Consider the following 14,479-nt stretch of genomic DNA (forward strand, 5'->3'; position numbering starts at 1 on the left):
GAAGGTGACGAGGTGACCGTCGTGGAGGAAACCGCCCTGCCCGCCTCCCAGCCGCCGGTGCTGGACGCCCGTCGCCGCAACGTCGTCTTCGTGACGATCATGCTCGGGATGCTGCTCGCGGCCCTCGACCAGACCATCGTCGGCACCGCGCTGCCGACCATCGTGTCGGACCTGGGCGGGGCGGACCACATGTCGTGGGTGGTCACGTCGTACCTCCTCGCGGAGACCGTCGCGACCGTGCTGGTCGGCAAGTTCGGAGACCTGTTCGGCCGCAAGGTGGTCTTCCAGGTCTCGGCGGTCGTGTTCATCACGGGCTCGTTCCTGTGCGGGCTGGCGACGAACATGTCGCTGCTGATCGCCTGGCGGGCGATGCAGGGCATCGGCGCGGGCGGGCTGATGGTCACCTCGATGGCGCTGATCGCCGATGTGATCCCGCTGCGCGAGCGGGGCAAGTACCAGGGCGCGATCGGCGCGGTGTTCGGGGTGGCGACCGTCATCGGGCCGCTGCTGGGCGGGCTGTTCACCGACCATCTGACGTGGCGCTGGGCGTTCTACGTGAATGTGCCGATCGCGATCGTGGTCGTGATGGCGGCGGCCAGGACCATTCCGGTGGTGAAGTCTCTCTCCCGGCCGGTCATCGACTACCTGGGCATCGCGCTCGTGGCGGTGGGCGCCAGCGCCCTGATCCTGGCGACGAGTTGGGGCGGCAACGAGTACGCGTGGGACTCGTGGGTGATCATCGGGCTGTTCGTGGGCGGTGTGGTCGCGCTCGGCCTGTTCTGCCGGGTGGAGACGCGGGCGCGCGAACCGATGCTGCCCATGCGGCTGTTCGCCAACCCGGTGTTCACGGTCTGCTCGGTGCTGAGCTTCATCGTCGGCTTCGCGATGCTCGGCGCGATGACGTACCTGCCGACGTATCTCCAGTACGTCGACGGCGACTCGGCCACGATCTCCGGTGTGCGGACGCTGCCGATGGTGGCGGGGCTGCTCATCGCGTCGGTCTTCAGCGGCACCGTGGTCAGCAGGACAGGGCGGTACCGGATCTTCCCGATCGTCGGCGCGCTGGTGATGGGCGTCGGCCTGTTCCTGATGTCCCTCATGGGGCCGGACACCGGCTCGTGGCTGGAGTCCCTGTACATGTTCGTGCTGGGCAGTGGCATCGGCCTGTGCATGCAGGTGCTGACGATCGCGGTGCAGAACACCGTCGACTACGCCGACCTGGGCACCGCGACCTCCGGCGTGACCTTCTTCCGTACGCTCGGCAGCTCGTTCGGCACGGCCGTGTTCGGCACGATCTACACCAACGCGCTGGCGCCCAACCTCCGCGACGGGGTGGCGCAGGCGGCGCGGACCGGTGAGCTGGACCCGGCCACGCTCAGCCGTGCGGCGACCAGTCCGGAAGGCGTGCACGAGCTGCCGTCGGCCGCGGCCGCACCCATCGTCGACGCCTACGCCGACACGCTCCAGACCGTGTTCCTGTGGACGGTGCCGGTCGCCGCGCTGGGCTTCCTGGTCGCCCTGTTCCTCAAGCAGGTCCGGCTGCGCGACACCGCGCGGACGGGCTCGACCGACATGGGCGAGGGGTTCGGCTCGCCGAGCGGCGCGGATTCCCGGCGGGTGCTGGAGGCCGCCGTCGGCAAGATCATCGGCCGTACCGATCTGGACACCGCGCGGCGGATCGTCCTGGAGTCCGACACCCGGCTCGACGTGGCCGGGGCGTGGGCGGTGATGCAGGTCGAGCTGTTCACCCGCATGGTCGGACACGCGAGCCTCGGGCTGATCGCCGCGCGGCGCCGGCTGCCTCCGGAGGTGCTGCTGCCGGTCTTCGAGCGGATGGTCGAGGAAGGGTTCCTGACCCGCGCCGGTTCCCTGCTGTCCCACACCGAGGCGGGCGCCCGCGAGGCGGCGGTCCTCACGCGGGCCTGGGCCGACTGGCTGGAGGACCGGCTGGGGCGGGACATCGGCCGCCCCTCGGACAGCGACCTGCGCGTGGCGGTCGACGCGATCGCGAAACGGCTGCTGGTGGAGGATCTGAGCCACGGGCTGCCGCGCAGTGCGGAGAAGTCCCTCACGGCCGGCTCGGTGTGAGGGCCGCGGAATCCGGCCGAAGCCCGACGGCCGGTTCACTGTGCCAGCTCTAGCCGAGCCCCAGCCGTCGCAGCACGCCGTCCACGTCGGATACGGCCGTCACACCGTCCGGCAGCGGCGGCCGCCTTACGACCACGACCGGCAGCCCGAAGTCCCGGGCCGCCGTCAGTTTGGCCGCCGTGGCCGCTCCCCCGCTGTCCTTGGTCACCAGGACGTCGATGCGGTGCTCGCGCAGCAGGGCTGTCTCGCCGGGCACGGTGAACGGGCCCCGGGCGAGGAGCACATGGGTGTCGGGGGGCATCGGCGGCTCGGGGGGATCCACCGACCGCACGACGAACTGGAGTCGCGTCAGGTGGGCGAAGGAGGCCAGGCCGAGGCGCCCGGTGGTCAGGAACACCCGGCGGCCGAGGCGCGGGAGCAGGTCCGCGGCGGCGTCCAGTGAGGGGACCGGGTGCCAGTGGTCCCCGGGGCCGGACCGCCATCCGGGGCGGCGGAGCACCACGGCGGTGACGCCGGTCTCGGTGGCGGCGCGGGCGGCGTTGGCGGTGATCGACTCGGCGAAGGGGTGTGTGGCGTCGACGAGCGCGTCCACGCTCTCGTCCCGCAGCCAGCCGGCCAGTCCCCGGGCCCCGCCGAAGCCCCCGACGCGCACCTCCCCGTCGAGCGCGCCCGGCGCGGCGACGCGGCCCGCGAGGGAGGTCGTGACGCGGACGCCGGGGCGGGTGGACAGCGCCGCGGCCAGGGCACGGGCCTCGGTCGTGCCGCCGAGGATCAGGACGTGAGGGGACACGGCGTCGAGCGTACGAGGTCCGGTGCGGCGGGCGCGGGACGGGTACTGGCGTGGGACGCCGGCGGGACGGCGCGGGACGGGGAACGGCGGGCGACGGCGGCGGGCGACGGCGGGGGACGGGCCCCGGCGGGCGACGGCGGGGCACGGCGGCGGCACCGGCGGGCGACGGCGCGAGACGGACACCGGCGGGCGACGTCGGCGGGACGGCGCGGGACGGGCACTGGCGGAGGACGGCGGCCGCGCAGCGGGCGACGGCGCGAGACAGGCACCGGCGCAGGACGGCGGCCGAGCGGCGAGCCCGGCCAGCCGCCCGGAAGCGGGGCAGGTGTCGACCGGCGGGGTCGGCCCCCGGTCGCTATCGTCCTGGCATGGAGTCCGTGCGTGCCGTGCTCATCGACATCGACGGGGTGCTCACCGTCTCGTGGCGGCCGTTGCCCGGGGCCGTCGAGGCGTTGCGGGAGATCCGGGAGGCCGGGCTCGGCGTCCTGCTGGTCACCAACACCACCTCCCGTACCCGGGCGTCGATCGCCCAGGCGCTGGCGGAGGCGGGCTTCCCGGTTTCCGCCGAGGACATCCTCACGGCGCCCGCCGCGACCGCCGCGTACCTGGCCGAGCACTGCCCGGGCGCCCGGTGCGCGCTGCTGAACAGCGGCGACATCGCGGAGGACCTGGACGGTGTCACCGTCGTCGAGGCGGGCGACACCGGCAGCGTGCCGGATGTCGTGCTGGTCGGCGGCGCTGGTCCCGAGTTCGGCTATGCGGCGCTGGACCGGGCCTTCGGGCATCTGCAGCGCGGGGCCCGGCTGGTCGCGATGCACCGCAACCTGTACTGGCGTACGGCCGAGGGGCTGCGGCTGGACTCCGGGGCGTTCCTGGCCGGGCTGGAGGGGGCGGCACGGGTGGAGGCCGAGATCACCGGCAAGCCGGCGCGGGCGTTCTTCGATGCGGCGCTCGCGCGGCTGGGCGTCGGCGCCGACGAGGCGGTGATGGTCGGAGACGACGTCGAGTCCGACGTGTTGGCGGCGCAGCGGGCCGGGGTCACCGGGGTGCTCGTACGGACCGGGAAGTTCCAGGAGGAGACGCTGCGGGCCGCCGACGGCAGGCCCGACCACGTGATCGGCTCCTTCGCGGACCTTCCGGCGCTGTTGCGGGAGTCGGCGCGGCAGTAGCGTGCGGGAGTCAGCGCAGCAACAGCTGGAGACCGCCCACGATCGTCGCCGCGATGACGAGCTGCTCGAACAGCCGCTGGTTGATCCGGTGCACGGCCCACTTGCCGAGCAGCGCCCCGGGCACGACGAACGCCACGAGCGCCAGGTCGAGGAGGAGCGAGCGGCCGTCGATCAGGCCGAGGCCCGCGCTGAAGGGCAGCTTGGAGACGTTGACGATCAGGAAGAAGAAGGCCGAGGTGCCGAGGAAGCCGAGCTTGCGGAAGCCCGCGGAGAGCAGGTACATCGACATCACGGGCCCGCCCGCGTTGGCGACCATGGTGGTGAAGCCGCCGAGGACACCGTAGGAGCGGGCCTTGAGCCGGCCCGAGCGGGTGGTGACCGACTCCGGTTCCTCCTCCCTGTCTGCCGTGCGCCGGCGCCAGACCGTGACCGCCGCCATCAGCAGCAGGATCGCGCCGATCGAGGTCCGCACGATCGCGTCGTCGGCCCAGAGGAGGAACACCGTGCCGACGACGACGCCCGCGGCGACCGCCGGGAACAGCCGCCACAGCGTGGGCCAGTGGGCGTGCCGCCGGTAGGTGGCGACGGCCAGGAGGTCGCCGGCGATCAGGATGGGCAGCAGCACGCCGGTGGAGGCGCGGGCGGGCAGCACCGCCGCGAAGACGGCGAGGCTGACCGTGTTGGCCCCGCTCACGGCGGTCTTCGAGAAGCCGACGAGCAGGGCCGCGAAGGCGAGGGCGGCGAACTCCCAGCCGGTGATGTGCCAGAGCGTCATGGTGTTCATGCGAACACTGATGCTATGTGCAACGAACCGGTGCTCGTAAGCGCTGTCTCGCCTGGTGGGCGCCGCCCGGAGTGCTAAGGCCGCTCGACGAGGACCGCGCTGCCCTGGCCCACCCCGACGCACATCGTGGCGAGGCCCCGTCCCGCCCCCGTACGCCGCATCCGGTGCAGCAGCGTCGTCAGGATGCGGGCTCCGGAGCAGCCCAGGGGGTGACCCAGCGCGATGGCGCCGCCGCTCGGGTTGACCAGCTCCGGGTCGATGCCGAGCTGGTCCACGCAGGCCAGGGCCTGGGCGGCGAAGGCCTCGTTGAACTCGGCCTCCTCCAGGTCGCCGACGCTCCAGCCGGTACGGGCCAGCGCCTTGCGGGTGGCGGGGACGGGGCCGATGCCCATGACGTCGGGGTGGACACCGGCGGAGGCGCCGGCGACGTAGCGGCCCAGGGACGTAAGGCCCAGATCGTTCAGGGCGTCCTCGCTGACGAGGAGGAGGCCGGCGGCGCCGTCGTTCATCGGTGAGGCGTTGCCCGCGGTGACCGTGCCGCCGTCGCGGAAGACCGGCTTGAGCCGGGACAGCTTCTCGTACGAGGTGTCCTCGCGGACGCACTCGTCGGTGTCGACGACGACCCCGTCGGGGCGCTCCACGGGCAGGAGTTCGTCGTCGAAGTGGCCGTTCTTGCGGGCCAGGGCGGCGCGCTGGTGGCTGCGCAGGGCGAAGTCGTCCTGGCGCTCGCGCGGGATGCCGTACCGCGCGGCGACCTCCTCGGCCGTCTCGCCCATGGCCAGCAGGCCGTGCAGCTCGCGCATGGCCGGGTTGACCAGGCGCCAGCCGAGGCGGGTGTCGACGGTCTCGATGCGGTGCGGCAGGGCCTCGTCGGGGCGGGGCAGGACGAAGGGGGCGCGGCTCATCGACTCGGAGCCGCCCGCGATCACGACGTCGGCCTCGCCGGCGGCGATGGTGCGGGCGGCCGTGGTCACGGCTTCCAGACCCGACGCGCAGAGCCGGTTGACGGTGGCGCCGGGCACGGAGTCGGGGAGGCCGGCGAGGAGCGCGGCCATGCGGGCGACGTTGCGGTTGTCCTCGCCCGCCTGGTTGGCGGCGCCCCAGTAGACGTCGTCGATCCGGGCCGGGTCCAGCGCGGGCACGCCGGTGACCAGGGCGCGGACCACGGTCGCGGCGAGGTCGTCGGGGCGGATGGAGGAGAGGGATCCCCGCAGCTTGCCGATGGGGGTGCGGCGGGCGGCCGCGAAATGGACGGGACGCACGAAAGGCTCCTCACGCCGCGCATCAACGCGCATTAATTAGCACTGCTAGTTTCGGACTATAGACCCTCGGTCCACCCCCTGTGAAGATTCTGCGCCTCCCACGGTGTCCCGCAGTCGTATCGCAGGTCAGGTGATGCTCACGGGCCGAGTTTGCCCCAGAGCGTCCGGGGCACCCGCGCGTTCATGGAGTGGTTGCGCAGCGCCGCCTGCGTGGGCGAGGACCCCGAGCTGTTCTTTCCCGTCGGCACCGCCGGCCCCGCCCTGCGCGACGTGAGCGCCGCGAAGCGGGTCTGTGCGCGCTGCCCCGTGACCGACCAGTGCCTGCACTTCGCGCTGAGCAGCGGCCAGGCCGCGGGCGTGTGGGGCGGCACCGGCGAGGACGAGCGCGACGCACTGCTCCGGACGACCAGGAACGACGCGAGAAGGAGAAGCGCCCTATGACGACTGTGAGGAGCACCCTGCCCGACGACGCCCGGAAGGTCGCCTGCGAGGCACTCCAGGACACCTTGGTGGATCTGCTCGGGCTCTCGCTGGTCGGGAAGCAGGCGCACTGGAACATCGTCGGACCGCGGTTCCGCTCCATCCACCTCCAGCTCGACGAGGTGGTCACGGCGACCCGGGACTTCGCCGACACGGTCGCGGAGCGGTCCGCGGCGCTCGGCGTCCCGCCGGACGGCCGGCCGGAGACCGTCGCCAAGGACTTCACCCTGCCCGCCCCGCAGGAGGGCTGGGTACGCGACTCGGACGCCGTGCGGGTGATGGTTGAGGCGCTGCAGGACGCGGTCGCCCGGCTGCGCGAGCGCATCGACGCGACCGAGAAGGCGGACCCGGTCACCCAGGACCTGCTGATCAGCATCACCGCGGAGCTGGAGAAGCAGCGGTGGATGTTCGACGCCGAGAACTTCCCCCGCTGACCCGCGGGCGGACCGGCGCAGAACACCCACGTACGGAAAGGGGCAGGCGATGACCGACGCCCTCGAACTCGACGCGCTGTGGGAGGACTTCCACCGCGTGGTGAACATGACCTCGCAGGAACTCGCGGCATGGCTGCGGGTCCGCGACGCCGACGAGGCCACCGAGCCGCTGCCGGACCAGGCGGGCCCGGCCACCGGGCAGCACGTCCTGGCCATCCTCCAGAAGCGGCGCACCGATCTGACCGAGGACGACCTGCACGTGATGCGGAAGGTCGTGGACAAGGTCACCGACGAGGTGGACCTCGAGAACGAGCCCGAGCCCGAGGTGACGGCCGAGGACACTCGTCGCCGGCACCGGCTGATGACCGTCGGGCACGATCCGCTGAAGGGGTAGACCGTGGACCGCCCCGCGCGCGTCGTGCGGGAACTCGTCGACGTGCACGGCCGGACGTACGCCGAGGAGGCGGGCATCGCGCTGAAGGACACGCCCCAGCCGCTGTACCGGCTGCTGGTGCTGTCCCAGCTGCTCAGTGCCCGCATCCGCGGTTCGATCGCGCTGGCCACCGCCCGTGCGCTGCACGAGGCGGGGCTGCGCGATCCGCGGCGTATGGCGCGGGCCTCCTGGCGGGAACGGGTCGACGCGCTGGGCCGGGGCGGTTACCGGCGCTACGACGAGCGTACGTCCACCCAGCTCGGCGACGCCGCCGAGCTGCTGTCCGAACGGTGGGGCGGCGACCTGCGGCGGCTGCGCCGGGAGGCGGACGGCGAGGTCCCCGAACTACGCCGCCTCCTCCAGGAGTTCCCCGGAATCGGGCCTGCGGGTGCCGACATCTTTCTGCGCGAGGCACAGGGAGTCTGGCCGGAGGCGGCCCCCTACCTGGACGCCAAGGCCCTCCAGGGCGCCGAGCGGCTGAACCTGCCCGGGGATCCGGAGCGCATCACCGAACTGGCCGGGGACACCGACCCGGCCGTCCTCGCCGCCGCGCTGGTGCGGGCGGCGATGGACAAGGAGGTGGCGCAGGACACACTGCGCCGCGCCGGCTGACCGGCCACCTCGGAGCAGCCGCGCTCCTTCCGGCCAGGCCGCCGGCTCACCCGAGCAACCAGCCCCCGTCCACCGTCAGTTCGACGGCGTTGACCGACCGGTTGCGCAGCAGGAAGTCCACCGCGTCCACCACGTCCGCCATCGCGGCGAGCCGCCCCGTGGGTGTTTCGGTGCGCAGGGCGGCGAGCACTTTCTCCGGTTTGGCCTGCCAGTAGGGGCTGTCGCCCACGACACCGGGATGCACGGCGTTGACCCGGACGGGAGCGAGCTCGACGGCGAGGGAGTTCATCAGGCCCCGCACGCCCGCGTTGACCGTCGCCACCGTCGTCGCGCCCGGGTAGGGGCGTTCCTTGGCCTGGCCGCCGAACAGCACGATGGCGCTGTCGTCGTGCAGGCGGCCGCGCAGCGTGTGCACGACCTCCGTGTACCCGACGAGTTTGAGCGTGACCAGGCGCAGGGCGGCGTCGATGTCGTAGTCGGTCACCTTGTTGTCGTCCCGGGAGACGCCCGCGATCACCAGATGGTCGACGCGCCCCATACCGGCCAGGGCCGCCGCGATCTCCAGTGGCCGCGCCAGGTCGAGGGCGAGTCCGCGGGCGCCGACCTCCTTGGCGACCGCTTCGGCCCGCTGGGTGTCGCGGCCGGTGAGAACCACGTCGTCTCCGTTTCCGGCGCGCGACCGGGCGAACTCGAGCCCGATCCCGGACGTGCCGCCGACGACGAGCACACTGCTCATGACTTCTCCTCCAGTGCCGCGCGCAGGTAGTCCCAGTCCCGCGTGAACCGGTACGAGTGCCGTGACGGCGGTTGCGGCGCCTGTGTCTCCAGCCAGCGCAGCGAGCCGTGCCCGGCGTTGACGAACCCGTGCACGCATCCGGCGCCCGCCCAGGCCACATCGCCGGGCTGCAGCCGGTGCCGTTCGCCGTCGAGGGTGGCCTCCGCGACGCCCTCCAGGATCAGATAGGTCTCCTCGAAGGGGTGGTCGTGGGTGCCGATGACCCCGTCGGACGCGTACTGCACCATGAACATGGTGGAGGCGACCGCGCCCAGATCGCCGTCGATCATCATCTTCACCGTGATCCCGCTGTAGACCAGCAGCGCGGTCCGCATGCTCGCCGTGACGGCCAGCAGGTCCTGGGACTGCCTGCCGGGATCCATCAGGCCGGGCTCGAACCGGCCGAAGCGGCGGGTGCGCGGGTCGCGCACGTCCACCCGGACCGGATCGCGCGCGGGCAGGTCCGGCACGGCCTGGGTGTCGTGCCCGTAGCGGGCGCGCGGCACCGGGGCCAGCATGTCCGCCCAGCGCCCGCCGGTGCCCCCGGCCCCGCGCCAGGCGTGCGGGACGCCGGTCGGCAGCAGGCCGTAGTCGCCCTTCTCCAGCAGGTACGAACCCTCGGGCAGGTCGAGGATCACGGCCCCGTCGAGGAGGTGGAAGCTCTCCTCGTAGGAGTGCACATGAGCCGGCACCCGGCCGTCGGGGCGCAGTTCGCACAGCCCGAAACCGGTGTGGACGCTGCCGTCGTCCTCGCCGACCAGTGCCCGACGCCGGTGCCCGTGGCCGTCGAAGGGCGGTTCGGGCGGGTCGGCGGCGTGGCGCACCAGGTGATTCGTCATGCCGGAGCCTTCGCCGCCTTGGCCGCCTTCGCCGCGAGGAGCCGGTCGCGGGACTCGTCGACGAGCCGCAGGGCGCGGGCGAAGTCGCCGAGGAGCCGGCCGTCGCGCTTGTGGATCACGCCGCCGACGAGGACGGTGTCCACGTTGGAGACGTCGGCGCACAGCGTCACCGCGGCCACCGCGTCGTGCACCGGGGCGACGTTGGGAGCGGTGGCGTCGATCGCGACGATGTCGGCGCGCTTGCCGGGGGTCAGGGAGCCGGTGCGGTCCTCGAGGCCGGCGACGCGGGCGCCGTTGACGGTGGCGATCTCCAGCATCTGACGCACTGTCAGCATGGTGCTGGGCACGGGCATGTTGGCCTGCCAGCAGTCGGCGTTGACGCGGGCGCGTTCGGCCGCGAAGGCCGCGCGGATCTGGGTGAACATGTCGCCGGGCACGGTGGTGACGACGTCGATGCTGAGCGCGGGCCGCAGACCGTACTCGACGGCCTGCATCACGGGCGGCCAGCCGTGCCCCATCTGGAGCTCCACCTGCGGCGCGACCGAGATCATGCCGCCGCTGTCGGCGACCATCTGCCACTCCTCCCCGCTGAGGTGGCAGCTGTGGACGTAGGTGGTGTCCGGGCCGAGCAGCCCCAGGGCGTGGAGCTGCTTCACCATGCCGAAGCGGCCGGCGAGGCGCCCCATGGCCACGTGCACGGTGATCGGCAGGCCCAGCTCGCGCGCCATGGCCCACTCGGCGGTGACGACCTCGTCGAGGCAGAAACCGGGGCCGCGGGTGGCGAGGCCCATGGTCAGCAGACCGTCGTCGGACGCGAAGTGCGTCGACCGGATCCGCCGTACGTCGTCCGCGGGGATGGCGACCCTGCTCTCGAACCAGTACTCGGCGAGGGAGGTGTTGGCACTGCCGTACGCGTACTGCGCCCGGATGCCGGATTCCCTCAGGCCCTGGATCGCCGCGTCCGGGTGCTCGGGGGTGTTGTTGATGTGCGACCAGTCGACGAGGGTGGTGATGCCGGCGTTGAGGCACTCCAGCGCGCCCGCGAGATTGCCGGCGTACACGTCCTCCGGGGTGTACAGGGGGGCGAAGGTGTCGAGGATGTCGACGAAGTAGTCGTCGAGGGTGGCGTCGGGGGCGACGCCCCGGATGGGGGCCTCCCAGGTGTGGCGGTGGGTATCGACGAAGCCGGGGATCACGATGTGGCCGCTCATGTCGAGGACGTCGGCGTCGGCGCTGATCTCGGGTTCGACGGCCGCGATCCTGCCGTCCTCGACGAGGACGTCCCCCTGGGGCAGGTCCCCGATGCCCGGGTCCATCGAGATCACGTGACCGGAGCGCAGCAGTGTCCTGGTGGTCATCGCGCTTCCTCCCAAGGGTGTTCGGTGCGGGTGTGCGGCTCAGTACGCGGCGAGCCGGCGCACCTCCGTGACGATCTTGTCGACGGTGGGGATGACCTGCTCCTCCAGCGCGTCCGCGAACGGCAGCGGGACGCACTCCCCCGCCACCCGCCGCACCGGCGCGTCCAGCAGGCCGAATCCCTCGTCGGCGACGACCGAGACGACGGTGGCGCCCCAGCCGCCCTGGTACGGGTTCTCCTCGACGGTGACGAGCCGGGAGGTCTTGCGCAGCGAGGCGAGGACGGTCGCGGCGTCCAGCGGGACGAGGCAGCGCAGGTCGACCACTTCGGCCTCGATGCCCTCCCCGGCCAGGACGTCGGCGGCCTTCAGGGCCAAGGGGACCATGGCGGCGAGCGCGACGAGCGTGATGTCACCGCCCTCGCGGACGACCGCCGCCCGGCCCAGCTCGACGACGTGATCGGGCAGGGGCGGTGGGCCCTTGGTCGCGAGCAGCCCCTTGTGCTCGAAGAAGACCACCGGGTCGTCGCTGCGGATCGCCGCTGCCAGCATGCCGATGACGTCGGCGGGTGTCGCCGGCGCCGCGACCTTGAGCCCGGGGACGGTCAGGGTCCAGTTCTCGGTGGCCTGGGAGTGCTGCGCGCCGAAGCCGAGTCCGCCGCCGTTGGCGGTGCGCACGACGAGGGGCACGGTCACCTGGCCGCCGGTCATGTAGCGGACCTTGGGGATCTCGTTGGCGAGGTAGTCCCAGCAGCAGGCCAGGAAGTCGGAGAACATGATCTCCACGACGGGCCGCATCCCGGTCATGGCGGCGCCCATCGCCGCGCCCACGATGGCCTGTTCGGAGATGGGCGTGTCCCACACGCGCTCAGGCCCGAACTCCTCCAGCAGCCCCGTGGTCGTCTTGAACACCCCTCCGGCGGCGCCGATGTCCTCCCCGAGGCACACCACCGACGCGTCCCGCCGCATCTCGCGGGCGATGCCCTCGGCGACCGCGTCCCGGTAGGTGATCACGTCCGCCATGCGGCACCTCCGTCCGCCCACACGTCGGTCAGTGCCTCACGAGGATCGGGCGGAGGCGCGGCCTTCGCCGCCTCCACGGCCCGCTCCACCACGGCCCGGGCCCGCCCGTCGACCCCGGCGACCGTCTCCGCGCCCACCCCGAGCTCGGCCAGGCGCCCCCGCGCGAGGTCCAACGGGTCGTGCTTGAGCCAGCGTTCGACCTCCTCGGCCGGGCGATAGGCAGCCGGGTCGGCGCGACTGTGCCCGAAGTGGCGGTAGGTCTCGGCCTCCAGCACGGCGGGCCCGTCTCCGGCCCGGGCCCGCAGTGCGAGCCGCACCACCGCCTCCTCGACCGCCACGACGTCGTTGCCGTCGACGACCTCGCCCGGGATGCCGTGGGCGGGGGCCCGGTCCGCGGCGGGGCGGGGCACGGCCGTGACGTCGGCGATCGGCGTGTACTCCATGTAGAGGTTGTTCTCGCACACGAACAGCACCGGCAGTTTCCAGACGGCGGCCAGGTTGAGCGACTCGTGGAAGGCACCGATGTTGGTCGCGCCGTCACCGAAGAAGGCGACCGCGAGCTGCTCGGTACCCCGCAGCCGGGCCGACCAGGCGGCACCCACCGCCATCGGCAGATGGGCGCCGACGATGGCGTACGAGCCGAGCATGCCGGTGGCCGCCTTCGTCAGGTGCATGGAACCGCCCTTGGCCCGGCACAGCCCGGTCGCCCGGCTCATCAGCTCGGCGAGGCACTCCTCGGGGGTGGCGCCCCGGGCGAGGGCGTGGTGGTGGCCCCTATAGGTGGCGAACACATAGTCGTCCGGGCGCAGGGCGGCGCTCGCGCCCACGGCGATCGCCTCCTGCCCGGCGGCGAGGTGGGTGGTGCCCTTCACCAGCCCCTGCAGGAACAGGTCGTGGGCGGCCTTCTCCGTCCGGCGGATGACGTTCATCCGCTCGTACCGGTCGAGGAGCGCGGTGGCGTCCATCAGCGGTCCCCGTGGCTCGTCCGCCGACGGTCCGCGGTGTGCGCGGGTGAGCGCTCCCCGGTGTCCGCACGTGAGCGGTGCCCGGTGTCCGCGCGCGAGCCCTGCCCGGTGTCCGCGTGTGCGCGCTCCCCGGTGTCCGCCCGCTCGCGGTCCCCCGTGTTGAGGTGGGACTGCGCCTCGCGCCGGGTGTTCAGTTCGCCGCCCACCGTCCAGTACTTGCGCCCGGCCACCAGTAGTTCCTCGGCGGGGAACTTGGTGATGACCTCGCAGCCCCGAGCGGTGACGACCAGTTCCTCCTCGATCCGGGCGGCGGACCAGCCGTCGGCGGCCGGCCAGTACGTCTCCAGGGCGAACACCATGCCCTCTTCGAGGACTTCGGGGTGGTCGAGGGAGACCAGACGGCTGAAGATCGGCTTCTCCCAGATCGACAGGCCGACGCCGTGGCCGTACTGGAGGGCGAAGGCGGCGGTCTCGTCGGCGAAGCCGAACTCCTCGGCGCGCGGCCAGAGCCGCACGATGTCGGCGGTGGTGGCGCCCGGCCGGACCAGGGCGATCGCCTCGTCCATGTACGCCCGGCAGCGCACGTACGCGTCCCGCTGCGCCCGCGACGCGCTGCCCACGGCGAACGTGCGGTAGTAGCAGGTGCGGTAGCCGAGGTGGCTGTGCAGGATGTCGAAGAAGGCGGGGTCGCCGGGGCGGACCAGACGGTCGCTGTAGACGTGCGGATGCGGTGAACAGCGTTCGCCCGAGATGGCGTTGACCCCTTCGACGTACTCGCTGCCCAGGTCGTACAGCACCTTGCTGACCACGCCGACGCACTCGTTCTCGCGCACCCCCGGGCGCAGGTACCCGTACAGCTCCTCGTAGGCCGCGTCGACCATGGCGCAGGCCTGGGTGAGCAGGGCGATCTCGTCGCCGGTCTTGATACGGCGGGCCTCCAGGAACACCTGCTGCCCGTCGACGACGTCGATGCCCTCGGCGCGCAGCGCGGCGAGGACCGGCATCTCGGCGACATCGACGCCCAGGGGCTCGCCCGCGAGCCCGTGGCCGCGCAGCTCGGCGGCGATCTTGGCCGCCACGTCCTCGGCGATCCCGGCGTCCGGGTGGAAGGCGCCGCGCAGGGTGGAGATGCCGGCCCGGGCGCCGGTGGGCGGTCCGCCCTCGCCGTCGCTGTAGTCCAGCCAGGGGTTGTAGAGCTGATGGTGGCGGGCGGCGGAGCCGAAGTCCCAGACGACCGGTTCGCCGTCGCGCACCAGCAGGGCGAAGCGGATCAGTTTGTCCATCGCCCAGGTGCCGATGTGGGTGGCCGTCATGTACCTGATGTTGGCGAAGTCGAAGCTGAGCACCGCGCCGAGCTCGGAGCGGTTCAGGGATTCGCGCAGCCGGGCCAGCCGCTGTCCCCGCAGCCGGTCCAGGTCGATGCGCTCTTCCCAGTCGACGGCGTTGGGGCCGTATGTGCGGATCGCCATG

At 72.6% G+C, this 14,479-nt stretch carries 15 protein-coding genes; 6 read left to right on the forward strand and 9 right to left on the reverse strand.

The genetic code is table 11. From position 1 onward, the window contains the following. Positions 1 to 12: 12 nt before the first annotated feature. Entirely contained in the window at positions 13 to 2,088 is a 2,076-nt protein-coding gene (locus ABTX60_RS09565; protein WP_352096520.1) for an MDR family MFS transporter, read from the forward strand. Positions 2,089 to 2,137: 49 nt separating this feature from the next. On the opposite strand, the gene ABTX60_RS09570 is transcribed toward ABTX60_RS09565, so the two are convergent. Beyond that, complete coding sequence (locus ABTX60_RS09570; protein WP_352096521.1) at positions 2,138 to 2,878, reverse strand: cobalt-precorrin-6A reductase; 741 nt, start codon at positions 2,876 to 2,878, stop codon at positions 2,138 to 2,140. Positions 2,879 to 3,246: 368 nt separating this feature from the next. Here ABTX60_RS09570 and ABTX60_RS09575 point away from each other — a divergent pair, with 368 nt between their 5' ends. Further along, complete coding sequence (locus tag ABTX60_RS09575; RefSeq protein ID WP_352096522.1) at positions 3,247 to 4,047, forward strand: HAD-IIA family hydrolase; 801 nt, start codon at positions 3,247 to 3,249, stop codon at positions 4,045 to 4,047. A 10-nt stretch (positions 4,048 to 4,057) separates the two neighbouring features. Here ABTX60_RS09575 and ABTX60_RS09580 read toward each other — a convergent pair whose 3' ends face one another. Continuing rightward, a complete protein-coding gene (locus ABTX60_RS09580; RefSeq protein WP_352096523.1) occupies positions 4,058 to 4,831 on the reverse strand; it encodes a sulfite exporter TauE/SafE family protein in 774 nt (257 codons plus the stop codon). Between the two features lie 74 nt (positions 4,832 to 4,905). Further along, entirely contained in the window at positions 4,906 to 6,093 is a 1,188-nt protein-coding gene (locus tag ABTX60_RS09585) for a thiolase family protein (protein ID WP_352096524.1), read from the reverse strand. Between the two features lie 183 nt (positions 6,094 to 6,276). Between ABTX60_RS09585 and ABTX60_RS09590 the strand changes: the two genes are divergently transcribed. From ABTX60_RS09590 to ABTX60_RS09605, 4 genes are read left to right on the forward strand one after another with little or no spacing between them, the layout of a single operon-like run. Then, positions 6,277 to 6,534, forward strand: coding sequence for a WhiB family transcriptional regulator (locus ABTX60_RS09590; protein ID WP_352096525.1), 258 nt, complete (start codon positions 6,277 to 6,279; stop codon positions 6,532 to 6,534). Continuing rightward, positions 6,531 to 7,007, forward strand: a complete 477-nt coding sequence (locus ABTX60_RS09595) for a Dps family protein (RefSeq protein ID WP_352096526.1) — start codon at positions 6,531 to 6,533, stop codon at positions 7,005 to 7,007. The genes ABTX60_RS09590 and ABTX60_RS09595 overlap by 4 nt, the downstream gene beginning before the upstream one ends. A gap of 49 nt (positions 7,008 to 7,056) precedes the next feature. Continuing rightward, on the forward strand, positions 7,057 to 7,401 hold the full coding sequence (locus tag ABTX60_RS09600) for a DUF3140 domain-containing protein (RefSeq protein WP_352096527.1): 345 nt from the start codon (positions 7,057 to 7,059) through the stop codon (positions 7,399 to 7,401). A gap of 3 nt (positions 7,402 to 7,404) precedes the next feature. Next, entirely contained in the window at positions 7,405 to 8,052 is a 648-nt protein-coding gene (locus ABTX60_RS09605) for an HhH-GDP family DNA glycosylase (RefSeq protein WP_352096528.1), read from the forward strand. A gap of 46 nt (positions 8,053 to 8,098) precedes the next feature. Here the strand turns inward: ABTX60_RS09605 and ABTX60_RS09610 are convergent, their stop codons facing one another. Genes ABTX60_RS09610 through ABTX60_RS09635 form a run of 6 tightly spaced genes read right to left on the reverse strand, consistent with a single transcriptional unit; the run spans position 8,099 to position 14,478 of the window. Next, entirely contained in the window at positions 8,099 to 8,788 is a 690-nt protein-coding gene (locus tag ABTX60_RS09610; protein ID WP_352096529.1) for an SDR family oxidoreductase, read from the reverse strand. Further along, complete coding sequence (locus ABTX60_RS09615) at positions 8,785 to 9,666, reverse strand: cupin domain-containing protein (RefSeq protein ID WP_352096530.1); 882 nt, start codon at positions 9,664 to 9,666, stop codon at positions 8,785 to 8,787. Before ABTX60_RS09615 ends, ABTX60_RS09610 begins: the two co-directional genes overlap by 4 nt. Continuing rightward, positions 9,663 to 11,024 (reverse strand): amidohydrolase family protein, encoded by a 1,362-nt coding sequence (locus tag ABTX60_RS09620; protein ID WP_352096531.1) that lies wholly within the window; start codon positions 11,022 to 11,024, stop codon positions 9,663 to 9,665. Before ABTX60_RS09620 ends, ABTX60_RS09615 begins: the two co-directional genes overlap by 4 nt. 39 nt (positions 11,025 to 11,063) lie before the next feature. After that, positions 11,064 to 12,044, reverse strand: coding sequence for an alpha-ketoacid dehydrogenase subunit beta (locus ABTX60_RS09625; protein WP_352096532.1), 981 nt, complete (start codon positions 12,042 to 12,044; stop codon positions 11,064 to 11,066). Next, complete coding sequence (locus ABTX60_RS09630) at positions 12,032 to 13,009, reverse strand: thiamine pyrophosphate-dependent dehydrogenase E1 component subunit alpha (protein WP_352096533.1); 978 nt, start codon at positions 13,007 to 13,009, stop codon at positions 12,032 to 12,034. The genes ABTX60_RS09625 and ABTX60_RS09630 overlap by 13 nt, the downstream gene beginning before the upstream one ends. Continuing rightward, on the reverse strand, positions 13,009 to 14,478 hold the full coding sequence (locus ABTX60_RS09635) for a M24 family metallopeptidase (RefSeq protein ID WP_352096534.1): 1,470 nt from the start codon (positions 14,476 to 14,478) through the stop codon (positions 13,009 to 13,011). Before ABTX60_RS09635 ends, ABTX60_RS09630 begins: the two co-directional genes overlap by 1 nt. Position 14,479 lies beyond the last annotated feature (1 nt).

The organism is Streptomyces sp. NPDC126510 (assembly GCF_040302345.1).
Taxonomy (GTDB): Bacteria; Actinomycetota; Actinomycetes; order Streptomycetales; family Streptomycetaceae; genus Streptomyces.

What these genes read in the sequence shown, in the direction of transcription:
- ABTX60_RS09635 (WP_352096534.1), bottom strand. Translation starts at nt 14,478, where the DNA reads ATGGCGATCCGCACATACGGCCCCAACGCCGTCGACTGGGAAGAGCGC.
- ABTX60_RS09615 (WP_352096530.1), bottom strand. Translation starts at nt 9,666, where the DNA reads ATGACGAATCACCTGGTGCGCCACGCCGCCGACCCGCCCGAACCGCCC.
- ABTX60_RS09630 (WP_352096533.1), bottom strand. Translation starts at nt 13,009, where the DNA reads ATGGACGCCACCGCGCTCCTCGACCGGTACGAGCGGATGAACGTCATC.
- ABTX60_RS09610 (WP_352096529.1), bottom strand. Translation starts at nt 8,788, where the DNA reads ATGAGCAGTGTGCTCGTCGTCGGCGGCACGTCCGGGATCGGGCTCGAG.
- ABTX60_RS09600 (WP_352096527.1), top strand. Translation starts at nt 7,057, where the DNA reads ATGACCGACGCCCTCGAACTCGACGCGCTGTGGGAGGACTTCCACCGC.
- ABTX60_RS09575 (WP_352096522.1), top strand. Translation starts at nt 3,247, where the DNA reads ATGGAGTCCGTGCGTGCCGTGCTCATCGACATCGACGGGGTGCTCACC.
- ABTX60_RS09625 (WP_352096532.1), bottom strand. Translation starts at nt 12,044, where the DNA reads ATGGCGGACGTGATCACCTACCGGGACGCGGTCGCCGAGGGCATCGCC.
- ABTX60_RS09595 (WP_352096526.1), top strand. Translation starts at nt 6,531, where the DNA reads ATGACGACTGTGAGGAGCACCCTGCCCGACGACGCCCGGAAGGTCGCC.
- ABTX60_RS09620 (WP_352096531.1), bottom strand. Translation starts at nt 11,024, where the DNA reads ATGACCACCAGGACACTGCTGCGCTCCGGTCACGTGATCTCGATGGAC.
- ABTX60_RS09590 (WP_352096525.1), top strand. Translation starts at nt 6,277, where the DNA reads ATGGAGTGGTTGCGCAGCGCCGCCTGCGTGGGCGAGGACCCCGAGCTG.
- ABTX60_RS09580 (WP_352096523.1), bottom strand. Translation starts at nt 4,831, where the DNA reads ATGAACACCATGACGCTCTGGCACATCACCGGCTGGGAGTTCGCCGCC.